The organism is Allobrachymonas wangyanguii, from assembly GCF_045055315.1.
Lineage (GTDB): Bacteria > Pseudomonadota > Gammaproteobacteria > Burkholderiales > Burkholderiaceae_C > Brachymonas > Brachymonas wangyanguii.
On the sequence record NZ_CP173677.1, the window covers coordinates 2,037,441 to 2,055,032 of the forward strand.

A 17,592-nucleotide genomic window follows, 5' to 3' on the forward strand; every position below is an offset into this window, starting at 1 on the left:
AGGGTAATGCGACGGCTCTCAGGCCGGTACCGCATGGCGCCCGGCCTTGGTCCGGGCAATGATGGTCTTCATGATCTGGGCCGTACCGTCACCGATCTGGAAGCCCATCACATCGCGCAGGCGCTGTTCCATCACGCCGCGGTCGTAACCTCCGTGACCGAACATCAGCAGGCACTGATGGATCACTTCATAGGACAGCTTGGGCCCCCACCACTTGCACATGGCGGCCTCGGCCGTATGCGGCAGGCCGCGATCCTTGGACCACAGCGTCTGCAGGCACAGCAGGCGCGCAGCGGCGACCTGGGTTTCGTAGTTGGCCAGCGGGTGTGACACGCCCTGGAAGGCCGACAGCGGCTTGCCGAAGGCTTCACGCTCGGCCACGTATTCCCAGGTCTCCTCCAGCGCCACCTGCGCCACCGCCAGCACCTGCAGGCCGATCAGCGCGCGCGAGAAATCAAAGCCCTGCATCACCTGCACAAAGCCCTTGTTCTCCTCGCCCAGCCGGTGGTTCACCGGCACGCGCACGTTCTCGAAGAAGATCGAACCGCGACCGATGGCGCGCTGGCCGTGGCAGTCAAAGCGGTTGGTGGTGATGCCTGGCAGGTCCATCGGCACCAGCAGCGCGGTCACGCCGTGCGCGGCCGATTCGATGCTGCCGGTGCGGCCAAACACCACGGCGGCATCGGCCTGGTCGGCGGCGGAGATCGAGGTCTTTTCGCCGTTGATCACGTACTCGTCACCCACGCGCTCGACGCGCAGGCGCAGGTTGGCGGCGTCGGAGCCACCGCGCGGCTCGGTCAGCGCAATCGCAAACAATGCCTCGCCCTGCGTCAGCTTTTCCAGCCAGGGGCGCACCACCTCGGGCTGGCCATGGTGCGACAGGATCTGGCCGTTGAGCGAAGCCAGCAGGTTGATGTAGCTGATGCTCAGGTCGGCGCGGGCGATCTCTTCGTGGATCACGCCAGCCGCCAGGCAACCCATGCCCTGACCGCCAAACTCCTCGGGCAGCTCCGGCGCGATGAAGCCCAGCTCGCCCATTTCCTTCATCAGGGTGCGGTCCAGCACGCGTGTATCGTCACGCTCCAGAAAGCCCGGTGCCACGCGCTCGGTGGCGAAACGGCGGGCGTGTTCGGCAATCGCCTGCAGGTCCTCGTCGATATAGGGATTCATGCGCTTTGTCTCCAGTGGTCTTGTCGTTTTCGGGCGGCAGTCAGCCGGCACGGGTGCCAGACACCCATGCCAGGCGGGGCTGCAGCCCCATCAGCAGCGGTTGGCGGGAATTACTTGAAGTGCTTGCGGAACTCGGGCTTGCGCTTTTCCTTCAGCGCATTCACGCCCTCGCGCGACTCTTCGGTGTCGTAGTACAGCTTGAGCGCGTACATGCCCATGCCAGCAATGCCGCTCTGGTGCGCGGTGTCCATGTTGAAGCTGCGCTTGGCAATCGCGATGGCCGTCGGGCTGCGCTCGCAAATCGTCTCGGCCCATTCCTGCACCGTGGCATCGAGCTGCTCATGCGGCACGCAGATATTGGCCAGGCCCATGTCCACGGCTTCCTGGCCGCTGTAGCGCTTGTTCAGGTACCAGATCTCACGCGCCTTCTTTTCGCCGACGACGCGCGCCAGGAAAGCCGTGCCGTAGCCGGGATCGACCGAGCCCATCTTGGGGCCGACCTGGCCGAAGATGGCCTTCTCGGAGGCAATCGTCAGGTCACAGATGGTGCACAGCACGTTGCCGCCACCAATCGCATAGCCCTGCACGCGGGCGATCACCGGCTTGGGTACATCGCGGATCGCCGTGTGCAGCTCTTCCATCGGCAGACCGATGGTGCCGCGGCCGTCGTAGTTGCCGTCGTGCGCCGACTGGTCACCACCAGTGCAGAAGGCCTTGTCGCCAGCGCCGGCCAGCACGATGCAGCCGACTTCGCGGTCGTAACCGGCCTTGTTCAGCGCCTTGATGATCTCGTCACAGGTGGTGCCGCGGAAGGCGTTCATCTTGTCCGGGCGGTTGATCGTGATCCAGGCCACGCCGTTGCGCACTTCGTACAGGATGTCTTCGAACTGGATGTCCTTGCTCATGGGGTTGTCTCCGTCAGGTGGTGTGTAGATATCTGGGGAAAAATGGCGCTTAGCCGTTCATGGTCAGGCCGCCGGACACCGACACCACCTGGCCGGTGATGAAGGCGGCATCGTCGCTGCCAAAGAAAGCGATGGCATTGGCCAGGTCATCGCCCTGGCCCAGGCGGCCCATCGGGATCGCCTTGGTGAAAGCCTCGATCAGCTTTTCCGGGTTGGCCGCACCTTCGGCCACGCCGGCCAGCAGCGCGGTATCGGTCGGGCCCGGGCAGACCACGTTGAAGGTGATGCCCTGGCGGGCGTGCTCACGCGCCAGCGTCTTGCTGAAGGCGACCAGGCCACCCTTGCAGGCGGCATAGACGGCTTCGCCGGAAGAACCGACGCGGGCCGCATCAGACGCGACGTTGACGACGTGGCCGCGCTTGCGCTCGACCATGCCGGGCAGCACGGCGTGGTGCATGTTCAGCGCACCGACCAGGTTGATGGCGATCAGCTTGTCCCATTCGCCGGCATCGGTTTTCAGGAAAGGCTTGAACACGTCCCAGCCGGCGTTGTTGACCAGGGTGTCGATCGGTCCAAAGGCGGCGATGGTGTCGGCCACGGCCTGATCGACGCCGGCGCGATCGGTGATGTCGCAGCGGAAGGCCTGCGCCTGGCCGCCGGCAGCGCGGATTTCCTGAGCCACTTTCTCGGCGGCGTCCAGGTTCATGTCGAACACGGCGACCTTGGCACCTTCGGCGGCCAGGCGGCGGCAGGTGGCACTGCCGATTCCGCCGCCGCCACCGGTCACAATAGCGGTCTGGTTGTCATAACGTTGCATGGCTGTCTCCTTCGGGAATGTACGGGGCGTTGTGGACTGGTCTTGTTGGCTTTTATGCAAACATGTTGTCATAATAAACACGACAACATGTTTGCGCAAGCATCTCTGAACTAGTGGTTTTCCCCATGAATAATAATGAAGCGACACGCCTGGAACTGGCCAACCGGATTTTCTTCAGACTGTATCAATGTGCAAATATGTTGCATAAAACCGGCTCCCGCGCGGTCGAGGCAGAAGGCCTGACGACACAGCAGTGGGCGGTGCTGGGTGCGCTCTCGCGCGAGAGCGTGCGCCAGGGCATGGCGCTGGGCGACCTGGCGCGCTACCTGATGGTGAGCCGGCAAAACCTGTCCGGCCTGATCAGCCGCATGGAGCGCGACCGGCTGGTGCAGGTGGTGCCGGACGAGAAGGATCGCCGCTCACGCCTGGTGGTGATGACGGCGCATGGCCAGGATATCTGGCAGGTACAGGCACAGGACAAGATCCACGCCTACTATGAAGCGGTGCTGGGGGATTTTTCTGTCACCGACATGACGCACACCCTGCACTACCTGATCCGCATGCTGGAAAGCATGGACCGCGTGGATGCCCAGCAGCTGGGCGGACGCGACCCCGAGCCGGACGAGAACGTTCCGGATCTTTGACTTTATTGACAGGACTGACCCATGGATTTTCTGCAGCTTGACCAACCCGCCGAGGGCGTAGCCCGTATCACCATCCACCGCCCCGAGGTGCGCAATGCACTGAATCAGGCCGTGCGCGAACAGCTGGCGGAGCAGTTCCGCCGCCTCGGGCAGGATGCCAGCGTGCGCGCAATTGTGCTGACCGGTGGCGAGAAGGTGTTTGCCGCCGGCGCCGACCTGACCGAGTTTGCCGATAAGAGCGCGGTGCAGATGCAGCAGCGCACCGTGCACCTGCTGTGGCAAGCAATTGCCGAGTGCCCAAAACCGATCGTGGCAGCGGTGAACGGCTATGCCCTGGGTGGCGGCTGCGAGCTGGCAATGCACGCCGACATCATCGTGGCGGGGCGCAACGCCACCTTTGGCCAGCCGGAGATCCGCGTGGGCGTGATGCCGGGCGCTGGCGGTACGCAGCGCCTGACACGCGCCATTGGCAAGTTCCAGGCGATGAAGTTTCTGCTCACCGGCCTGCCGTTCAAGGGCGAAGAGGCTTTCACCATGGGTCTGGCGAGCGAGGTGGCGGATGACGATCAGGTGCAAGCGCGTGCGCTGGAGCTGGCGACGCTGATTGCCGGCATGCCGCCGATGGCAGCGACGCAGATCAAGGAAGTGGTGCTGGCCGGGCAGGATGCGTCACTGGACGCGGCACTGCTGTTGGAGCGCAAGGCGTTCAACCTGCTATTTGCCAGCCAGGACCAGAAGGAAGGCGCACGCGCCTTTCTGGAGAAGCGCGCACCGCGTTATACCGGCGAGTAAGCCGGCATTTTTGGCGGTACGGTGCAGCCGGTAGCGTCAGCCGGCCTGCACCGCCATCAGCTTTTCGCGCACGGCATCGGGCAGTTCTACCGGGCGACGCTCCTGGTAGTTGAACAGCACGATGCCGATCTTGCCGCGCGCAATCGCGCGGCCGCTGGCCTTGTCGTGCGCCTGCCAGCAGACGTCAAAGCCGTAGCGGTTGTAGTCGGCAGTGCCCATTTCAAACACCAGAATTTCGCCGTGGAAGGCTTCGGACAGGTATTGCAGGCCCTGGTCGCCGACCACGGTGCCGGAACCCATCACGTTCATCTCGTCATAGCCCAACCAGCGCAGAAAGCGCAGCCGCGCCTCTGAGGCCAGGCCGACCAGCTGGGCATTGTCCAGATGGTTGCCGTGGTTGATGTGGCTGGTGTAGAGCTGGAGTTCGGTGGTGAAGGGGTAACGATCCAGGGGTTCAAACTTGAGACGGGGCATGAGGGTCCTAATGTTTCTATGTTGGGAGCGTCAGGCTATTCAACGACAGCAGCCACAAAGTATTCTGCACCATGCAAGACCGACTCTCACTAGTTCGTTCAAGTGACGGCGACGATGACGTGAAGAGTGCTAGGTAGCCGCCACCACCCCATCACAATGAACAGTACAGGATGGGATGCTCTGACCGCAGGCCAATCATATGATCCACGATAAGCAGCCAAGCAGCTGTTTACACAACATGCACATTGCCGATCTTTGACTGTGTGTAGCCTCTGCTCTTTCACAATATCAAACATAGCAAGGCATTAATGTATTGGCCAGCATCCAGTTAACGCTATCCGGCGTTGAGAATGATAAGCTCTAACCATAGAATAAAGTTCAGTGGCAGAGACATCACGCAAGATATAGGAATACGATGGCAAAGAACGATACCGTCAAAATCGGCAGCGGAAGCAACCTCGGCTTCGAGGCTGACCTTTTCAAGGCCGCCGACAAGCTGCGCGGCAACATGGAACCCAGCGACTACAAGCACGTCGCGCTCGGGCTCATCTTCCTGAAGTACATCTCCGACGCCTTCGAGGCCAAGCACAAGGCGCTGCTAGCCGAAGATGCGCAGGCTGCCGAGGACAAAGACGAATACCTCGCGGACAACGTGTTCTGGGTGCCGAAGGAGGCGCGCTGGTCGCACCTTCAGGCCAACGCCAAGCTGCCCACCATTGGCACTTTGATTGATGACGCGATGCGCGCCATCGAAAAAGATAATGAGTCACTCAAGGGCGTACTGCCCAAGGACTACGCTCGCCCCGCCCTCAACAAAGTGATGCTGGGCGAGCTGATCGACCTGATCTCCGGCATTGCGCTCAACGAGGAAGGCGACCGCTCCAAGGACATCCTCGGGCGCGTGTACGAGTATTTCCTGGGCCAGTTCGCCGGTGCCGAAGGCAAGCGTGGCGGCGAGTTCTACACGCCGCGCTCCGTGGTGCGCGTGCTGGTCGAAATGCTGGAGCCGTACTCCGGCCGCGTGTACGACCCGTGTTGCGGCTCGGGCGGGATGTTCGTTCAGTCGGAAAAGTTCGTGCAGGAGCACGGCGGCCGCATTGGCGACATTGCGATTTACGGGCAAGAGTCAAACTACACCACGTGGCGGCTGTGCAAAATGAATCTGGCCGTGCGCGGCATTGATTCGGACATCCGCTGGAACAACGAGGGCAGCTTTCACAAAGACGAACTGCGCGACCTCAAGGCCGACTACATTCTCGCCAACCCGCCCTTCAACATCTCCGACTGGGGCGGCGACCGCCTGCGTGAAGACGTGCGCTGGAAATTTGGCGCACCGCCCGTGGGCAACGCCAACTACGCGTGGCTGCAGCACATCTACCACCACCTCGCGCCCAACGGCACGGCAGGCGTGGTGCTGGCCAATGGTTCGATGAGTTCGAACCAGTCCGGCGAGGGCGACATCCGCAAAGCGATGCTCGAGGCCGACGCAGTGGATTGCATGGTCGCGCTGCCCGGGCAGCTCTTTTACTCCACGCAGATTCCCGCCTGCCTGTGGTTCCTGGCTCGCAACAAAAACCCTGGAAAGGGTCTGCGCGACCGGCGCGGGCAAGTGCTGTTCATCGACGCCCGCAAGCTGGGCGTGCTGGTGGATCGCACCCGGCGTGAACTCGCCGACGAAGAAGTCCAGAAGATCGCCGACACATACCACGCTTGGCGCGGTGAGGACGGTGCTGGGGAGTACGCCGACTTGGCGGGCTTCTGCAAGTCTGCATCGATGGAGGACATCCGCAAGCACGGCCATGTGCTGACACCGGGGCGCTACGTGGGCGCGGCCGAACAGGAAGATGACGGCGAGCCCTTCGAGGAAAAGATGATGAGCCTTTCCGCGCAGTGGCGCGAGCAGCGGGCGGAGGCGGTCAAGCTGGATGCCGCGATTGAGGCCAACCTGAAGGAGCTGGGATATGGTGAGTGAGGAATTGTTCGGTTCTATCCCTCCCGGTTGGAAATACAAAACGCTTGGTGCTGCGTGCGCCGAAGGCGGTGGAGATATTCAGACGGGCCCCTTCGGCAGTCAGTTGCACGCAGCCGACTATGTACCCGTTGGCATCCCGTCGATCATGCCCCAGAACATCGGAGACAACCGGCTTCACGAGGAAGGTATTGCGCGTATTACGCCAGAGGATGCGCAACGCTTGAGCCGCTACCTCGTTCGGACCGGGGATATCGTCTATAGCCGACGCGGTGATGTCGAGCGTCGAGCCCTCGTTCGCACTCATGAAAATGGTTGGCTGTGCGGGACTGGTTGCCTTCGTGTTCGCCTTGGTGAGAAAGGGGCGGACCCTCGGTTTGTGTCGCATTACCTCGGTCATCCGAGCGTGCGGGAGTGGATCGTCCGCCACGCTCACGGCGCGACGATGCCGAATTTAAATACGTCAATTCTCAGTGCGTGTCCCTTCTTGGAACCGCCCATCGATGAGCAACGCGCTATCGCCCACATCCTCGGCGCACTGGACGACAAGATCGAGCTCAACCGGCGCACGAACGAAACGCTGGAGTCGATGGCTCGCACCCTGTTCAAAGCGTGGTTCGTGGACTTCGAGCCGGTGCACGCCAAGATCGAAGGCCGCTGGCAGCGCGGCCAGTCGCTCCCCGGCCTGCCCGCGCACCTCTACGACCTCTTCCCCGACCGGCTTGTCGATTCGGTGTTGGGGGACATTCCGGAGGGCTGGGAAATTGGTAGTTTTTCTGATGCAATTGAAATTATCGGGGGTGGCACGCCGAAAACTGCCGTTAGTGAGTACTGGAATGGTGACATTCCGTGGTTTTCGGTCGTGGACACTCCAGCATCAGGTGATGTATTCGTCGTTCAAACTGAGAAGTCGATTACGCCAGCGGGGCTGAATGGAAGTTCGGCGCGTCTTATTAACAAAGGTACAACCATCATTTCAGCACGTGGCACAGTTGGTAATTTAGCCATCACTGGGTGTGATATGACATTCAACCAATCGTGCTATGCGCTTCGTGGCAAGAACGGTTCAGGAAATTACTTCGTATTTCTTTCTGCCCAGCGCATGGTTGAACAGCTCAGAACGATGGCGCACGGCTCTGTTTTCTCGACTATTACACGAAAGACATTCGAAGCAGTACGAACCGTGCAGCCACCAGAGAACATATGCCAGCGATTCGAACAAAGTATCGCTGGCTTATTCGATACGATCCTTTCCAATGTCAATGAGTCTAGTTCTCTCGCCCAACTGCGCGACACCCTTTTACCCAAGCTGATTTCCGGCGAGCTGCGTGTGCCCGATGCGCAGCGCATCGTTGAAAACCAGGAGAACCATAATGGCTTTTCTAACTGAAGCCGCCGTCGAACAGGCGTTGCTGGAGCAGCTGCGAGCGCTGGGCTACAGCATCGAACGTGAGGAAGACATCGGCCCCGATGGACACCGCCCGGCGCGTGAGAGCCACGATGAGGTCGTGCTCAAGAAGCGGTTCGAGGACGCCGTTGCACGCCTGAACCCTGGCCTCCCATTGGAGGCACGTCAGGATGCAATTCGGAAGGTGACGCAGTCCGAACTGCCCTCATTACTCGAAGAAAACCGCCGCCTCCACAAGCTGATGACGGAAGGCGTGGACGTCGAGTATTACGCCGACGACGGCACACTGACGGCAGGCAAGGTCGCGCTCGTCGACTTCGAACACCCAGAGCAGAACGACTGGTTGGCAGTGAGCCAGTTCGTGGTGATCAACGGCCAGAACAACAGGCGGCCCGATGTCGTGGTGTTCGTGAACGGCTTGCCGCTGGGCGTGATCGAGCTGAAAGCGCCGGGCAGTGCGGGTGCACATCTGCTGGGTGCCTTCAATCAACTGCAGACCTACAAGAAGCAAATTCCGGCGTTATTCAACACCAACGCGCTGCTGGTCACATCGGACGGCATTGCAGCCCGAGTGGGTTCACTCTCGGCAGACCTTGAGCGCTTCATGCCGTGGCGCACCACCGACGGCACAGACGTTGCCCCGAAGGGCGCGCCGGAACTCTCGACGCTGATCGAAGGCGTGTTCGAACATCGCCGCCTGCTTGATCTGCTCTGTCACTTCACGGTCTTCGGCGAAACCGGTTCGGGGCTGGCCAAGATCATCGCGGGCTATCACCAGTTCCATGCGGTGCGTCACGCGGTGGCATCGACTGTTCGTGCTTCGATGACAGTGGAAGGGGTGGCAGAAGACCCTGCTGGCTACGGTTTGCCAAGTGTGAAAACTCAACGTCAAGGCGATAAACGCGCGGGCGTGATTTGGCACACCCAGGGCTCGGGCAAAAGCCTGCTGATGGCGTTCTACGCGGGGCAACTGGTCAAACACCCGGCAATGGCCAATCCGACGCTGGTGGTGCTGACTGACCGCAACGACCTCGACGATCAGCTCTTCTCGACCTTCTCGATGTGCCGCGACCTGATCCGGCAGACGCCGGTGCAGGCCGAGAGCCGGGAAGATCTTCAGAAGGTCTTGAGCCGGGCCTCGGGCGGCGTGATTTTCACGACCTTGCAGAAGTTCGGCGAGGTTGCGGAGCCGCTCACCACACGCCGCAACGTAGTCGTCATCGCGGATGAAGCGCACCGCAGTCAATACGGCTTCAAGGCCAAGGTTGACGCCAAGACCGGCGAAATCTCCTACGGCTTTGCCAAGTACATGCGCGACGCCCTGCCGAACGCATCGTTCATCGGCTTTACCGGCACGCCCATCGAAGCGGACGACGTCAACACCCCGGCGGTGTTCGGCAACTACATCGATGTCTACGACATCAGCCGTGCGGTCGAAGATGGCGCGACCGTGCCGATCTACTACGAGTCGCGGCTGGCGCGCATCGAACTCGATGAGGAAGAGAAGCCGAAGATCGACGCCGAAGTCGACGAACTGACCGAGGAGGATTCCGAAACCGACCAGGAGCGCTTCAAGCAGAAGTGGTCAACGGTGGAAGCACTGGTCGGCAGCGACAAGCGCCTGGCACTGGTGGCCAAGGACATGGTCGCGCACTTCGAGGATCGCGTGGCGGCGCTGGATGGCAAGGCGATGGTTGTTTGTATGAGCCGCCGCATCTGCGTCAAGCTCTACGATGAGATCGTCAAGCTGCGCCCGGACTGGCACAGCGCCGATGACAACGCGGGAGCGGTCAAGATCGTGATGACGGGCGCAGCGAGCGACCCGCAGGAGTGGCAGCAGCACATCGGCAACAAGGCGCGGCGCGATCTGCTGGCCAAGCGTGCCCGCGATCCCAAAGACCCGCTCAAGCTGGTGATCGTGCGGGATATGTGGCTGACCGGCTTTGACGCGCCGTGTATGCACACGATGTACGTTGACAAGCCGATGCAGGGCCATGGACTGATGCAGGCGATTGCGCGCGTGAACCGCGTGTTTCGAGACAAGCCTGCAGGGCTGATAGTGGACTACATTGGCATCGCGCAAAACCTGAAGTCGGCGCTGCAACAGTATTCCAAGAACGACCAGGAAAACACTGGCATCGACGAATCCCAGGCCATCGCGGTAATGATGGAGAAGTACGAAGTCGTGCGGGACATGTACCATGGCTACGATTACGTCTCCGCGTTGAGCGGCACGCCGCAGGAGCGCCTAGCGATGATGGCGGGTGCTATCGAGTGGATTCTCGACCTGCAACAGAAGTTGGCGGCGAAAGAGAAAACCAAGGAAGGCAAGAAGAACGCTCACCGCCGATACCAGGACGCCGTGCTGGCGTTGTCCAAGGCTTTCGCCCTGGCATCCGCCTCTGACGAGGCCCGCGAAATACGGGAGGAAGTCGGATTCTTCCAGGCGATCCGTGCCGCGCTGGTCAAGAGCAGTACTGGCTCCGGCGTGACCCAGCAAGAGCGTGAGCTGGCTATCCAGCAAATCGTCAGTCGTGCGGTGGTCTCGACCGAGATCGTGGACATCCTGGCCGCCGCGGGCATCAAGAGCCCGGACATCTCCATCCTCTCGGACGAGTTCCTCGCCGAAGTTCAGCAGATGGAGAAGAAGAACCTTGCACTGGAGGCCCTGCGCAAGTTGATCAACGACGGCATTCGCTCGCGCAGCAAGGCCAACGTGGTGCAGACCAAAGCTTTCTCGGAGCGATTGGAGGACGCGGTAGCGCGCTACCACGCCAACGCCATCACCACCGCCGAGGTGCTGCAGGAGTTGATCCAACTGGCCAAAGACATCCGCGCGGCCAGCCAGCGTGGCGAAGAATCCGGGCTGTCAGACGAAGAAATCGCTTTCTACGACGCCCTCGCCGAGAACGAAAGCGCCTTGCAGATGATGGGCGATGGCAATCTCAAGCTGATTGCACACGAATTGCTGATGAGCCTGCGCGAGAACGTGTCGGTTGACTGGGCACACCGTGAATCTGCCCGTGCGCGTATGCGGGTGCTGGTGAAGCGTATTTTGCGGAAGCACGGCTACCCGCCTGATCTGCAGGACGCGGCGGTGCAAACCGTGTTACAGCAAGCAGAAGCGTTATCTTCTGGGTGGTCGGTTGCTCGTCGTTAAACCAGTTAATGCAAACCGGCAAGAAACGTTAGTTCACTGAGACTTGAATAGTAGAAATCCAGAGACAAGGCGCGAATCGAAAACTAAAATTCAGGATCGAAGAGGCCGTCAAGGAGTATTCCTACATCGTCCCAGACTATCAGCGCAAATACCTCGAGACACGAAATGCCGTTCTCAGAGCTGTTTCCCCTAGAAGTAGGGAAGGTAACAACCATGGACATTTTCAAGATTCTGAAACTAAAAACCTATTCAAATCCCCTCAAAAATCTCCATCAGATTATTTGTATTGATCCAGCCATTTCTGGGTAGTTCAAGCTGCTAAATGTCGCATCCAGGACGATCATAAGTCGGCTCCGGAACAGTTCCGGAGGTGAATAGTGCTGCTCAATTAACCACGAGCCAGCACTGGAACCAACGCCCTCCCCGTATGACTCCCCGCAGCCACCACCTCTTCAGGCGCCCCAGCCACAACCAACTGTCCGCCTCCTGAACCACCTTCCGGCCCAAGATCCAGCACCCAATCCGCCTCAGCCACCACATCCAGATCGTGCTCAATCACCAGTACGCTATGCCCGCCATCCACCAGGCGGTGCAGCACATGGATCAGCTTTTCTACATCCGCCATATGCAAGCCCACGGTAGGCTCGTCCAGCACATACAGCGTATGCGGCGCTTTCTGGCCGCGGCGCGTGATGTCGTCGCGCACCTTGGTCAGCTCTGTCACCAGCTTGATGCGCTGCGCCTCGCCGCCGCTCAACGTGGGTGAGGGCTGGCCCAGGGTCAGGTAGCCCAGGCCCACGTCCTGCAGCAGCCGCAACGGGTGCGCGATGGACGGCATGCTGGCAAAGAACTCCACCGCATCATCCACCTCCATCTGCAGCACCTCGCCAATGCTCTTGCCGCGCCAGGTCACGGCCAGCGTCTGCGGGTTGAAGCGCGCACCGTGGCACACCTCGCACGGCACTTTCACGTCAGGCAGAAAGCTCATCTCCACCGTGCGCATGCCCTGCCCTTCACAGCCCGGGCAACGCCCTTCGCCGGTGTTGAAGCTGAAACGCCCCGGCCCAAAGCCACGCGCCTTCGCCTCCAGCGTGCCGGCATACAGCTTGCGGATCGCATCCCAGAAACCCACATACGTCGCCGGACAGGAACGCGGCGTCTTGCCGATCGGCGTCTGGTCCACCTCCAGCACGCGCTGGATCGTCTCGTAACCCGTCACGCTGTGGCAGCCGCTCCAGGCCGGCCGCTCGCCGCGCTCATCCGCCTCGCGCCCGGCCCTGGTGGAGCGCTGCAGCACAATCGCCTCCACATTCGCAAGCAGCACATCGCGCGCAAAACTGGACTTGCCCGATCCGCTCACGCCCGTCACCGCCACCAGCCGGTGCAGCGGCACCGAGGCCGTCAGCTGCTGCAGGTTGTGCAGGCTGGCCTCGTGCACCGTCAGCAGCGGCGTCTCGGCATCCACCGCGCGACGTTCGCCACGCAGCGGGTGCCGCATCGCATCGCGCAGATAACGCCCGGTCACGGAATCGGCATCAGCCGCAATATCCTCCACCGTGCCCTGCGCCACCACCCGGCCACCGCGAATGCCGGCACCCGGGCCAATATCAATCACATGGTCGGCCCGGCGAATCGTATCCTCGTCATGCTCCACCACCAGCAGCGTATTGCCCTTGTCGCTCAAGTCCTGCAGCGCATCAATCAGGATCTGGTTGTCACGCGGGTGCAGGCCAATCGTCGGCTCGTCCAGCACATAGCACACGCCCTGCAGATTGCTGCCCAGCTGTGCCGCCAGCCGGATGCGCTGCGCCTCGCCGCCGGATAGCGTCGGCGCGCCCCGGTCCAGCGTCAGGTAACCCAGCCCCACCTGCTGCAAGAAGGCCAGCCGGTTGCCAATCTCCGGCAGGATGTCGCGCGCCAGTTCGGCCTCGCGGCCCTCAAACTGCAGGCCATCCAGCCACAACGCCACATCAGCCACGCTCATCGCCGCCACCTCGGTAATGCCGATACCGTGCAGCCGCACCTGGCGCGCCACCGGGTTCAGCCGCGTGCCGTGGCAGCTCGGGCAGGGCTGGCTGCCCACCACTTCCACATCAGGCTCGGCAAAGGTCTGCTCGCGACCCTTGTTGTCCTTTTGCGCCACGGAATCATCCAGCGCCTCGCGCTGCTTGCGATCCAGCTTCAGGCCGGTACCCACGCAATCCGGGCACCAGCCCTGCTTGCTGTTGTAGCTGAACAGGCGCGGATCCAGCTCGGCATAGCTGGTGGCGCACACCGGGCAGGCACGCAGGGTAGAAAACACCTGCACCTCGCCGATCGCCGCCGTGCTGCTGCCCGCCGTCATCGCTTCAGACAGGCCATCCAGCGCACTGATCACCTGCACCACGCCCTTGCCGTGCTGCAGCGCCGTCTGCAGGCCCACGCGCAGCAGCTCCTCGTTCTCCGGCGTAATATCCAGGCTCAGCACCGGCAGCTCGATATGGTGCTCCTTGAAGCGGTCAATGCGCGGAAAACCGGTGGTCGGCAGAAACTCGCCATCCACGCGCAAATGCGTGTAGCCACGCGGGCGCGCCCAGTCGGCCAGCTCGGTATAGACGCCCTTGCGCCCCGTCACCAGCGGTGCCAGCAGGCCGACATGCTGGCCACGGTACTGCTGCAGGATCTGCGCCAGGATGCGCTCCATGCTTTGCGGCTGCACCGGCGCGTCGTCATGCACGCAGTGCTGCACGCCCAGTTTCACGTACAGCAGGCGCAGGAAATGCCAGACCTCGGTCGTCGTGCCCACGGTACTCTTGCGGCCACCGCGGCTCAGACGCTGTTCGATCGCGACCGTGGGCGGAATGCCGTACACCGCATCCACCTCGGGCCGGCCGGCCGGCTGCACCAGGCTGCGCGCATAGGCGTTCAGGCTTTCCAGATAGCGGCGCTGGCCCTCGTTGAAGATGATGTCAAACGCCAGCGTGGACTTGCCGGAACCGCTGACGCCGGTAATCACGTTGAACTGGCCGCGCGGTACCTGCACCGACAGGTTCTTCAGGTTGTGCTCGTTGGCGTGCACCACCTCGATCGCGTTGTTCACGGGCGCACGCTCGCGCCGTTCCGGCACGGCATAGGGCAATGCCGCCTCATGCACGCCGGGCGCGCCATCAAAGCCCATGGCGCGATCGTAGTCGCGCAGCGCGGCCCCGGTATGGCTGGCCGCCACCTGGCGCACCTGCTCCGGCGTGCCCTGCGCCACGATGCAGCCACCACCCTCGCCGCCTTCCGGCCCCAGGTCAATCAACCAGTCGCTGGCGCGGATCACGTCCAGGTTGTGCTCGATCACCACCAGCGAATGGCCGGCCTCCAGCAGCTGGCGGAAGGCTTGCATCAGCCGCGCAATGTCGTCGAAATGCAGGCCGGTGGTCGGCTCGTCAAACAGGAACAGCGTGCCTTTCGCCGCCAGCCGCTGTCGGCTCTTGCTGGCGCTTTTTGCCGCTTCGGCCAGGAATCCAGCCAGCTTCAGGCGCTGCGCCTCGCCGCCGCTCAGCGTCGGTACCGGCTGGCCCAAGCGCACATAGTCCAGGCCCACATCCACGATCGGCTTGAGCGCACGCAGCACCTCGCGATCCGGCGCATGCGCCGGGCCACGCGCGGCGGCATCGGGCGTGCTGGCGCCAAACAGCAGCACCGCCTCGTGCACCGTCAGTTCCAGCACATCGGCCACGTTCAGTGTGCGCCCACCGCGCTCTATCGTCACTTCCAGGATTTCCGGGCGGTAGCGCTTGCCGTCGCAGTCCGGGCAGCGCAGGTAGACATCGCTCAGGAACTGCATCTCCACATGCTCGAAACCGCTGCCGCCACAGGTCGGGCAACGGCCATCGCCACTGTTGAAGCTGAACTTGCTCGCGGTATAACCGCGCTGCTGCGACAGCGGCGCGGTGGCAAACAGCTGGCGGATCGCATCCCAGGCGCCGACATAGCTCACCGGGTTGGAACGCGCCGTCTTGCCGATCGGCGACTGGTCCACGAACACCACGTCGGACAGATGGTCCGCGCCCAGCAGACGATCATGCTCGCCCGGCGTCTCGGTGGCCTTGCCAAACTGGCGCAGCAGCGCCGGTGCCAGCACGTCCTGGATCAGCGTGGACTTGCCCGATCCGCTCACGCCGGTGACGCAGACCATGCGCTGCAACGGAATCTCCAGCGACACGTCCTGCAGGTTGTTGGCGCGCACGCCTTCCAGGATCAGGCGTGGCGTGTTGTCCTGCACCGGACGCAGCTGCCAGCGGGCCGGATCGATCACCTGGCGCCGGCCGCTCAGGTAGTCACCGGTGAGCGTGGCGGCCTGGCGCAGGTCCTGCGGCGTGCCGTCAAACACGATCTGGCCGCCGCGCTCGCCCGGCCCCGGGCCCATGTCGATGATGCGGTCGGCCGGCCACATCACCGCCGGATCATGCTCCACCACCACCAGCGTGTTGCCGGCATCGCGCAGGCGCAGCATGGCCTGGGTGATGCGGTGCATGTCGCGCGGGTGCAGGCCGATGCTGGGCTCGTCCAGCACGAACAAGGTGTTGACCAGCGAGGTTCCCAGCGCCGTCGTCAGGTTGATGCGCTGCACCTCGCCGCCACTCAGGGTGCGGCTCTGCCGGTCCAGCGTCAGGTAGCCAATGCCGACATCGCACAGATAGCGCAGCCGGTTGCCGATTTCCTCGAACAGCAGCTTCTGCGCCTGCACGTCGGCGGCATCGCTGGCCTGCTGCGCGCCGGATTCGGCCAGCAGCGCAAAGAATTGCCGCAACCGTTCGATCGGCAGCTGCATCAGGTCGTGCAGGCACAGGCCGGGCAAGGCTTCCAGCTGCGCACGCGTCCAGTCGGTGCCACGCGGCATGAAGCGCTTTTCTGGCGGCAGCACGGCATCGGCCTGCGCCTTGTCGCCCACACGCCAGAGCAGGCTTTCCGTCTTCAGGCGCGCACCGGCACACGTCGGACACTCGGTGTAGCTGCGGTACTTGGACAGCAGCACCCGGATATGCATCTTGTAGGCCTTGGTTTCCAGGTAGTCAAAAAAGCGCTGGATGCCGTACCACTGCTTGTTCCAGCCACCCTTGTAGTTGGGCGCACCGTCAATCACCCAGCGCTGCTGCGCCTCGGTCAGCTTGTGCCAGGAGGTGTCACGCGGAATGCCGGCTTCTTCGGCATGGCGCATCAGATCGTCCTGCGCCTCGACCCAGGCCGGCGTCTGGATCGGCTTGATCGCGCCCTGGCGCAGCGTCAGCTTCTGGTTCGGAATCACCAGGCCCCAGTCCACGCCAATCACGCGGCCAAAGCCGCGGCAGGCCTCGCAGGCGCCTACCGCCGAGTTGAACGAGAACATGGATGGCAGCGGCGCGCTGTAGGCGACGCCGCTTTCCGGGCACAGCAGGCTGCTGGCGTATTTCCACAGCGCCGGCTCACCCTCGCCTTCCGCCGGCAGCACATAGACGCGCACCCGGCCTTCACCATGGCGCAGCGCGCTTTCCAGTGCCTCGATCACGCGGCTGCGCTCGACCTTGCCCATGCGGAATCGGTCTGCCACCACGTGCAGGATCTTGCGGTCGCCGCTCTGCTCGCGCTCCTGCACCCGGGTATAGCCCGATGCCGACAGCCACTGCTCGATTTCTTCCTCGGTCGTGTTGTCCGGCAGCTCCACCGGAAAGGTCAGCACCAGACGCGGATCACCGGCCTCGGCAGCGCGCTGTTGCAAGTCGGCGAAGATGGAATCAGGATGGTCCTGGCGCACCGGCAAGGCGGTGACGCGGTCATGCAGATGGCCAAAGCGGGCAAAGAACAGCTTCAGGTGGTCGTTCAGCTCGGTCATGGTGCCCACGGTGGAGCGGCTGGTACGCACCGGGTTGGTCTGGTCGATCGCAATCGCCGGCGGCACGCCCTCCACCCGGTCCACCGCCGGCTTGTCCATGCGGTCCAGGAACTGGCGCGCATAGGCGCTGAAGGTTTCCACGTAACGGCGCTGGCCCTCGGCGTAGAGGGTATCGAACACCAGGCTGGACTTGCCGGAACCACTGGGCCCGGTCACCACCGTCAGCTCGCCGGTGCGGATGTCCAGATCCAGGTTGCGCAGGTTGTTCTGGCGCGCGCCCCGGATGCGGATACGTTCGCCCAGATAGCTGCCAGCGGCCTCGCTGGCGACAGGCTGGGACACGGCGGAGGTGGGGATGGCTTCAGACATGTGGACTCTTCCTGGGAGGGTAGCCAATGATTGTAGGAGCAGCAC

Annotated in this window: 10 protein-coding genes; 5 read left to right on the plus strand and 5 right to left on the minus strand. The window is 62.6% G+C overall.

Translation table 11 applies throughout. The features are described from left to right. Window positions 1–18: 18 nt before the first annotated feature. The 3 genes from aliB to badH all read right to left on the minus strand — a co-directional run bounded on the left by aliB (window position 19) and on the right by badH (window position 2,892). Complete coding sequence (aliB, locus tag ACI3EV_RS09840) at window positions 19–1,170, minus strand: cyclohexanecarboxyl-CoA dehydrogenase (protein WP_337690217.1); 1,152 nt, start codon at window positions 1,168–1,170, stop codon at window positions 19–21. A gap of 110 nt (window positions 1,171–1,280) precedes the next feature. Then, a complete protein-coding gene (badI, locus tag ACI3EV_RS09845) occupies window positions 1,281–2,063 on the minus strand; it encodes a 2-ketocyclohexanecarboxyl-CoA hydrolase (RefSeq protein WP_337690563.1) in 783 nt (260 codons plus the stop codon). A 61-nt stretch (window positions 2,064–2,124) separates the two neighbouring features. After that, entirely contained in the window at window positions 2,125–2,892 is a 768-nt protein-coding gene (gene badH, locus ACI3EV_RS09850; RefSeq protein WP_337690214.1) for a 2-hydroxycyclohexanecarboxyl-CoA dehydrogenase, read from the minus strand. Window positions 2,893–3,089: 197 nt separating this feature from the next. On the opposite strand from badH, the gene ACI3EV_RS09855 reads away from it, so the two are divergent. Then, complete coding sequence (locus ACI3EV_RS09855; protein WP_337690212.1) at window positions 3,090–3,536, plus strand: MarR family transcriptional regulator; 447 nt, start codon at window positions 3,090–3,092, stop codon at window positions 3,534–3,536. A gap of 21 nt (window positions 3,537–3,557) precedes the next feature. After that, window positions 3,558–4,328, plus strand: coding sequence for an enoyl-CoA hydratase (locus tag ACI3EV_RS09860; protein WP_337690210.1), 771 nt, complete (start codon window positions 3,558–3,560; stop codon window positions 4,326–4,328). 36 nt (window positions 4,329–4,364) lie between these two features. Here the strand turns inward: ACI3EV_RS09860 and ACI3EV_RS09865 are convergent, their stop codons facing one another. Beyond that, the gene (locus ACI3EV_RS09865; protein ID WP_337690209.1) at window positions 4,365–4,802 is read right to left on the minus strand and encodes a thioesterase family protein; all 438 of its coding nucleotides are present in this window, start codon (window positions 4,800–4,802) and stop codon (window positions 4,365–4,367) included. 415 nt (window positions 4,803–5,217) lie between these two features. On the opposite strand from ACI3EV_RS09865, the gene ACI3EV_RS09870 reads away from it, so the two are divergent. The 3 genes from ACI3EV_RS09870 to ACI3EV_RS09880 are packed head-to-tail and all read left to right on the plus strand — an operon-like array spanning window position 5,218 to window position 11,339. Beyond that, the gene (locus tag ACI3EV_RS09870) at window positions 5,218–6,774 is read left to right on the plus strand and encodes a class I SAM-dependent DNA methyltransferase (protein WP_337690207.1); all 1,557 of its coding nucleotides are present in this window, start codon (window positions 5,218–5,220) and stop codon (window positions 6,772–6,774) included. After that, window positions 6,764–8,161 carry a restriction endonuclease subunit S gene (locus ACI3EV_RS09875; protein ID WP_337690204.1) on the plus strand — a complete coding sequence of 466 codons (1,398 nt, stop codon included), beginning with the start codon at window positions 6,764–6,766 and terminating at the stop codon, window positions 8,159–8,161. The genes ACI3EV_RS09870 and ACI3EV_RS09875 overlap by 11 nt, the downstream gene beginning before the upstream one ends. Then, window positions 8,145–11,339 (plus strand): type I restriction endonuclease subunit R, encoded by a 3,195-nt coding sequence (locus ACI3EV_RS09880; protein ID WP_337690201.1) that lies wholly within the window; start codon window positions 8,145–8,147, stop codon window positions 11,337–11,339. The genes ACI3EV_RS09875 and ACI3EV_RS09880 overlap by 17 nt, the downstream gene beginning before the upstream one ends. Window positions 11,340–11,727: 388 nt before the next feature. On the opposite strand, the gene uvrA is transcribed toward ACI3EV_RS09880, so the two are convergent. Further along, window positions 11,728–17,547 (minus strand): excinuclease ABC subunit UvrA, encoded by a 5,820-nt coding sequence (gene uvrA / locus ACI3EV_RS09885; RefSeq protein WP_337690199.1) that lies wholly within the window; start codon window positions 17,545–17,547, stop codon window positions 11,728–11,730. Window positions 17,548–17,592 lie beyond the last annotated feature (45 nt).

What these genes read in the sequence shown, in the direction of transcription:
- ACI3EV_RS09865 (WP_337690209.1), bottom strand. Translation starts at nt 4,802, where the DNA reads ATGCCCCGTCTCAAGTTTGAACCCCTGGATCGTTACCCCTTCACCACC.
- ACI3EV_RS09875 (WP_337690204.1), top strand. Translation starts at nt 6,764, where the DNA reads ATGGTGAGTGAGGAATTGTTCGGTTCTATCCCTCCCGGTTGGAAATAC.
- aliB (WP_337690217.1), bottom strand. Translation starts at nt 1,170, where the DNA reads ATGAATCCCTATATCGACGAGGACCTGCAGGCGATTGCCGAACACGCC.
- ACI3EV_RS09860 (WP_337690210.1), top strand. Translation starts at nt 3,558, where the DNA reads ATGGATTTTCTGCAGCTTGACCAACCCGCCGAGGGCGTAGCCCGTATC.
- badH (WP_337690214.1), bottom strand. Translation starts at nt 2,892, where the DNA reads ATGCAACGTTATGACAACCAGACCGCTATTGTGACCGGTGGCGGCGGC.
- ACI3EV_RS09880 (WP_337690201.1), top strand. Translation starts at nt 8,145, where the DNA reads ATGGCTTTTCTAACTGAAGCCGCCGTCGAACAGGCGTTGCTGGAGCAG.
- ACI3EV_RS09870 (WP_337690207.1), top strand. Translation starts at nt 5,218, where the DNA reads ATGGCAAAGAACGATACCGTCAAAATCGGCAGCGGAAGCAACCTCGGC.
- uvrA (WP_337690199.1), bottom strand. Translation starts at nt 17,547, where the DNA reads ATGTCTGAAGCCATCCCCACCTCCGCCGTGTCCCAGCCTGTCGCCAGC.
- ACI3EV_RS09855 (WP_337690212.1), top strand. Translation starts at nt 3,090, where the DNA reads ATGTTGCATAAAACCGGCTCCCGCGCGGTCGAGGCAGAAGGCCTGACG.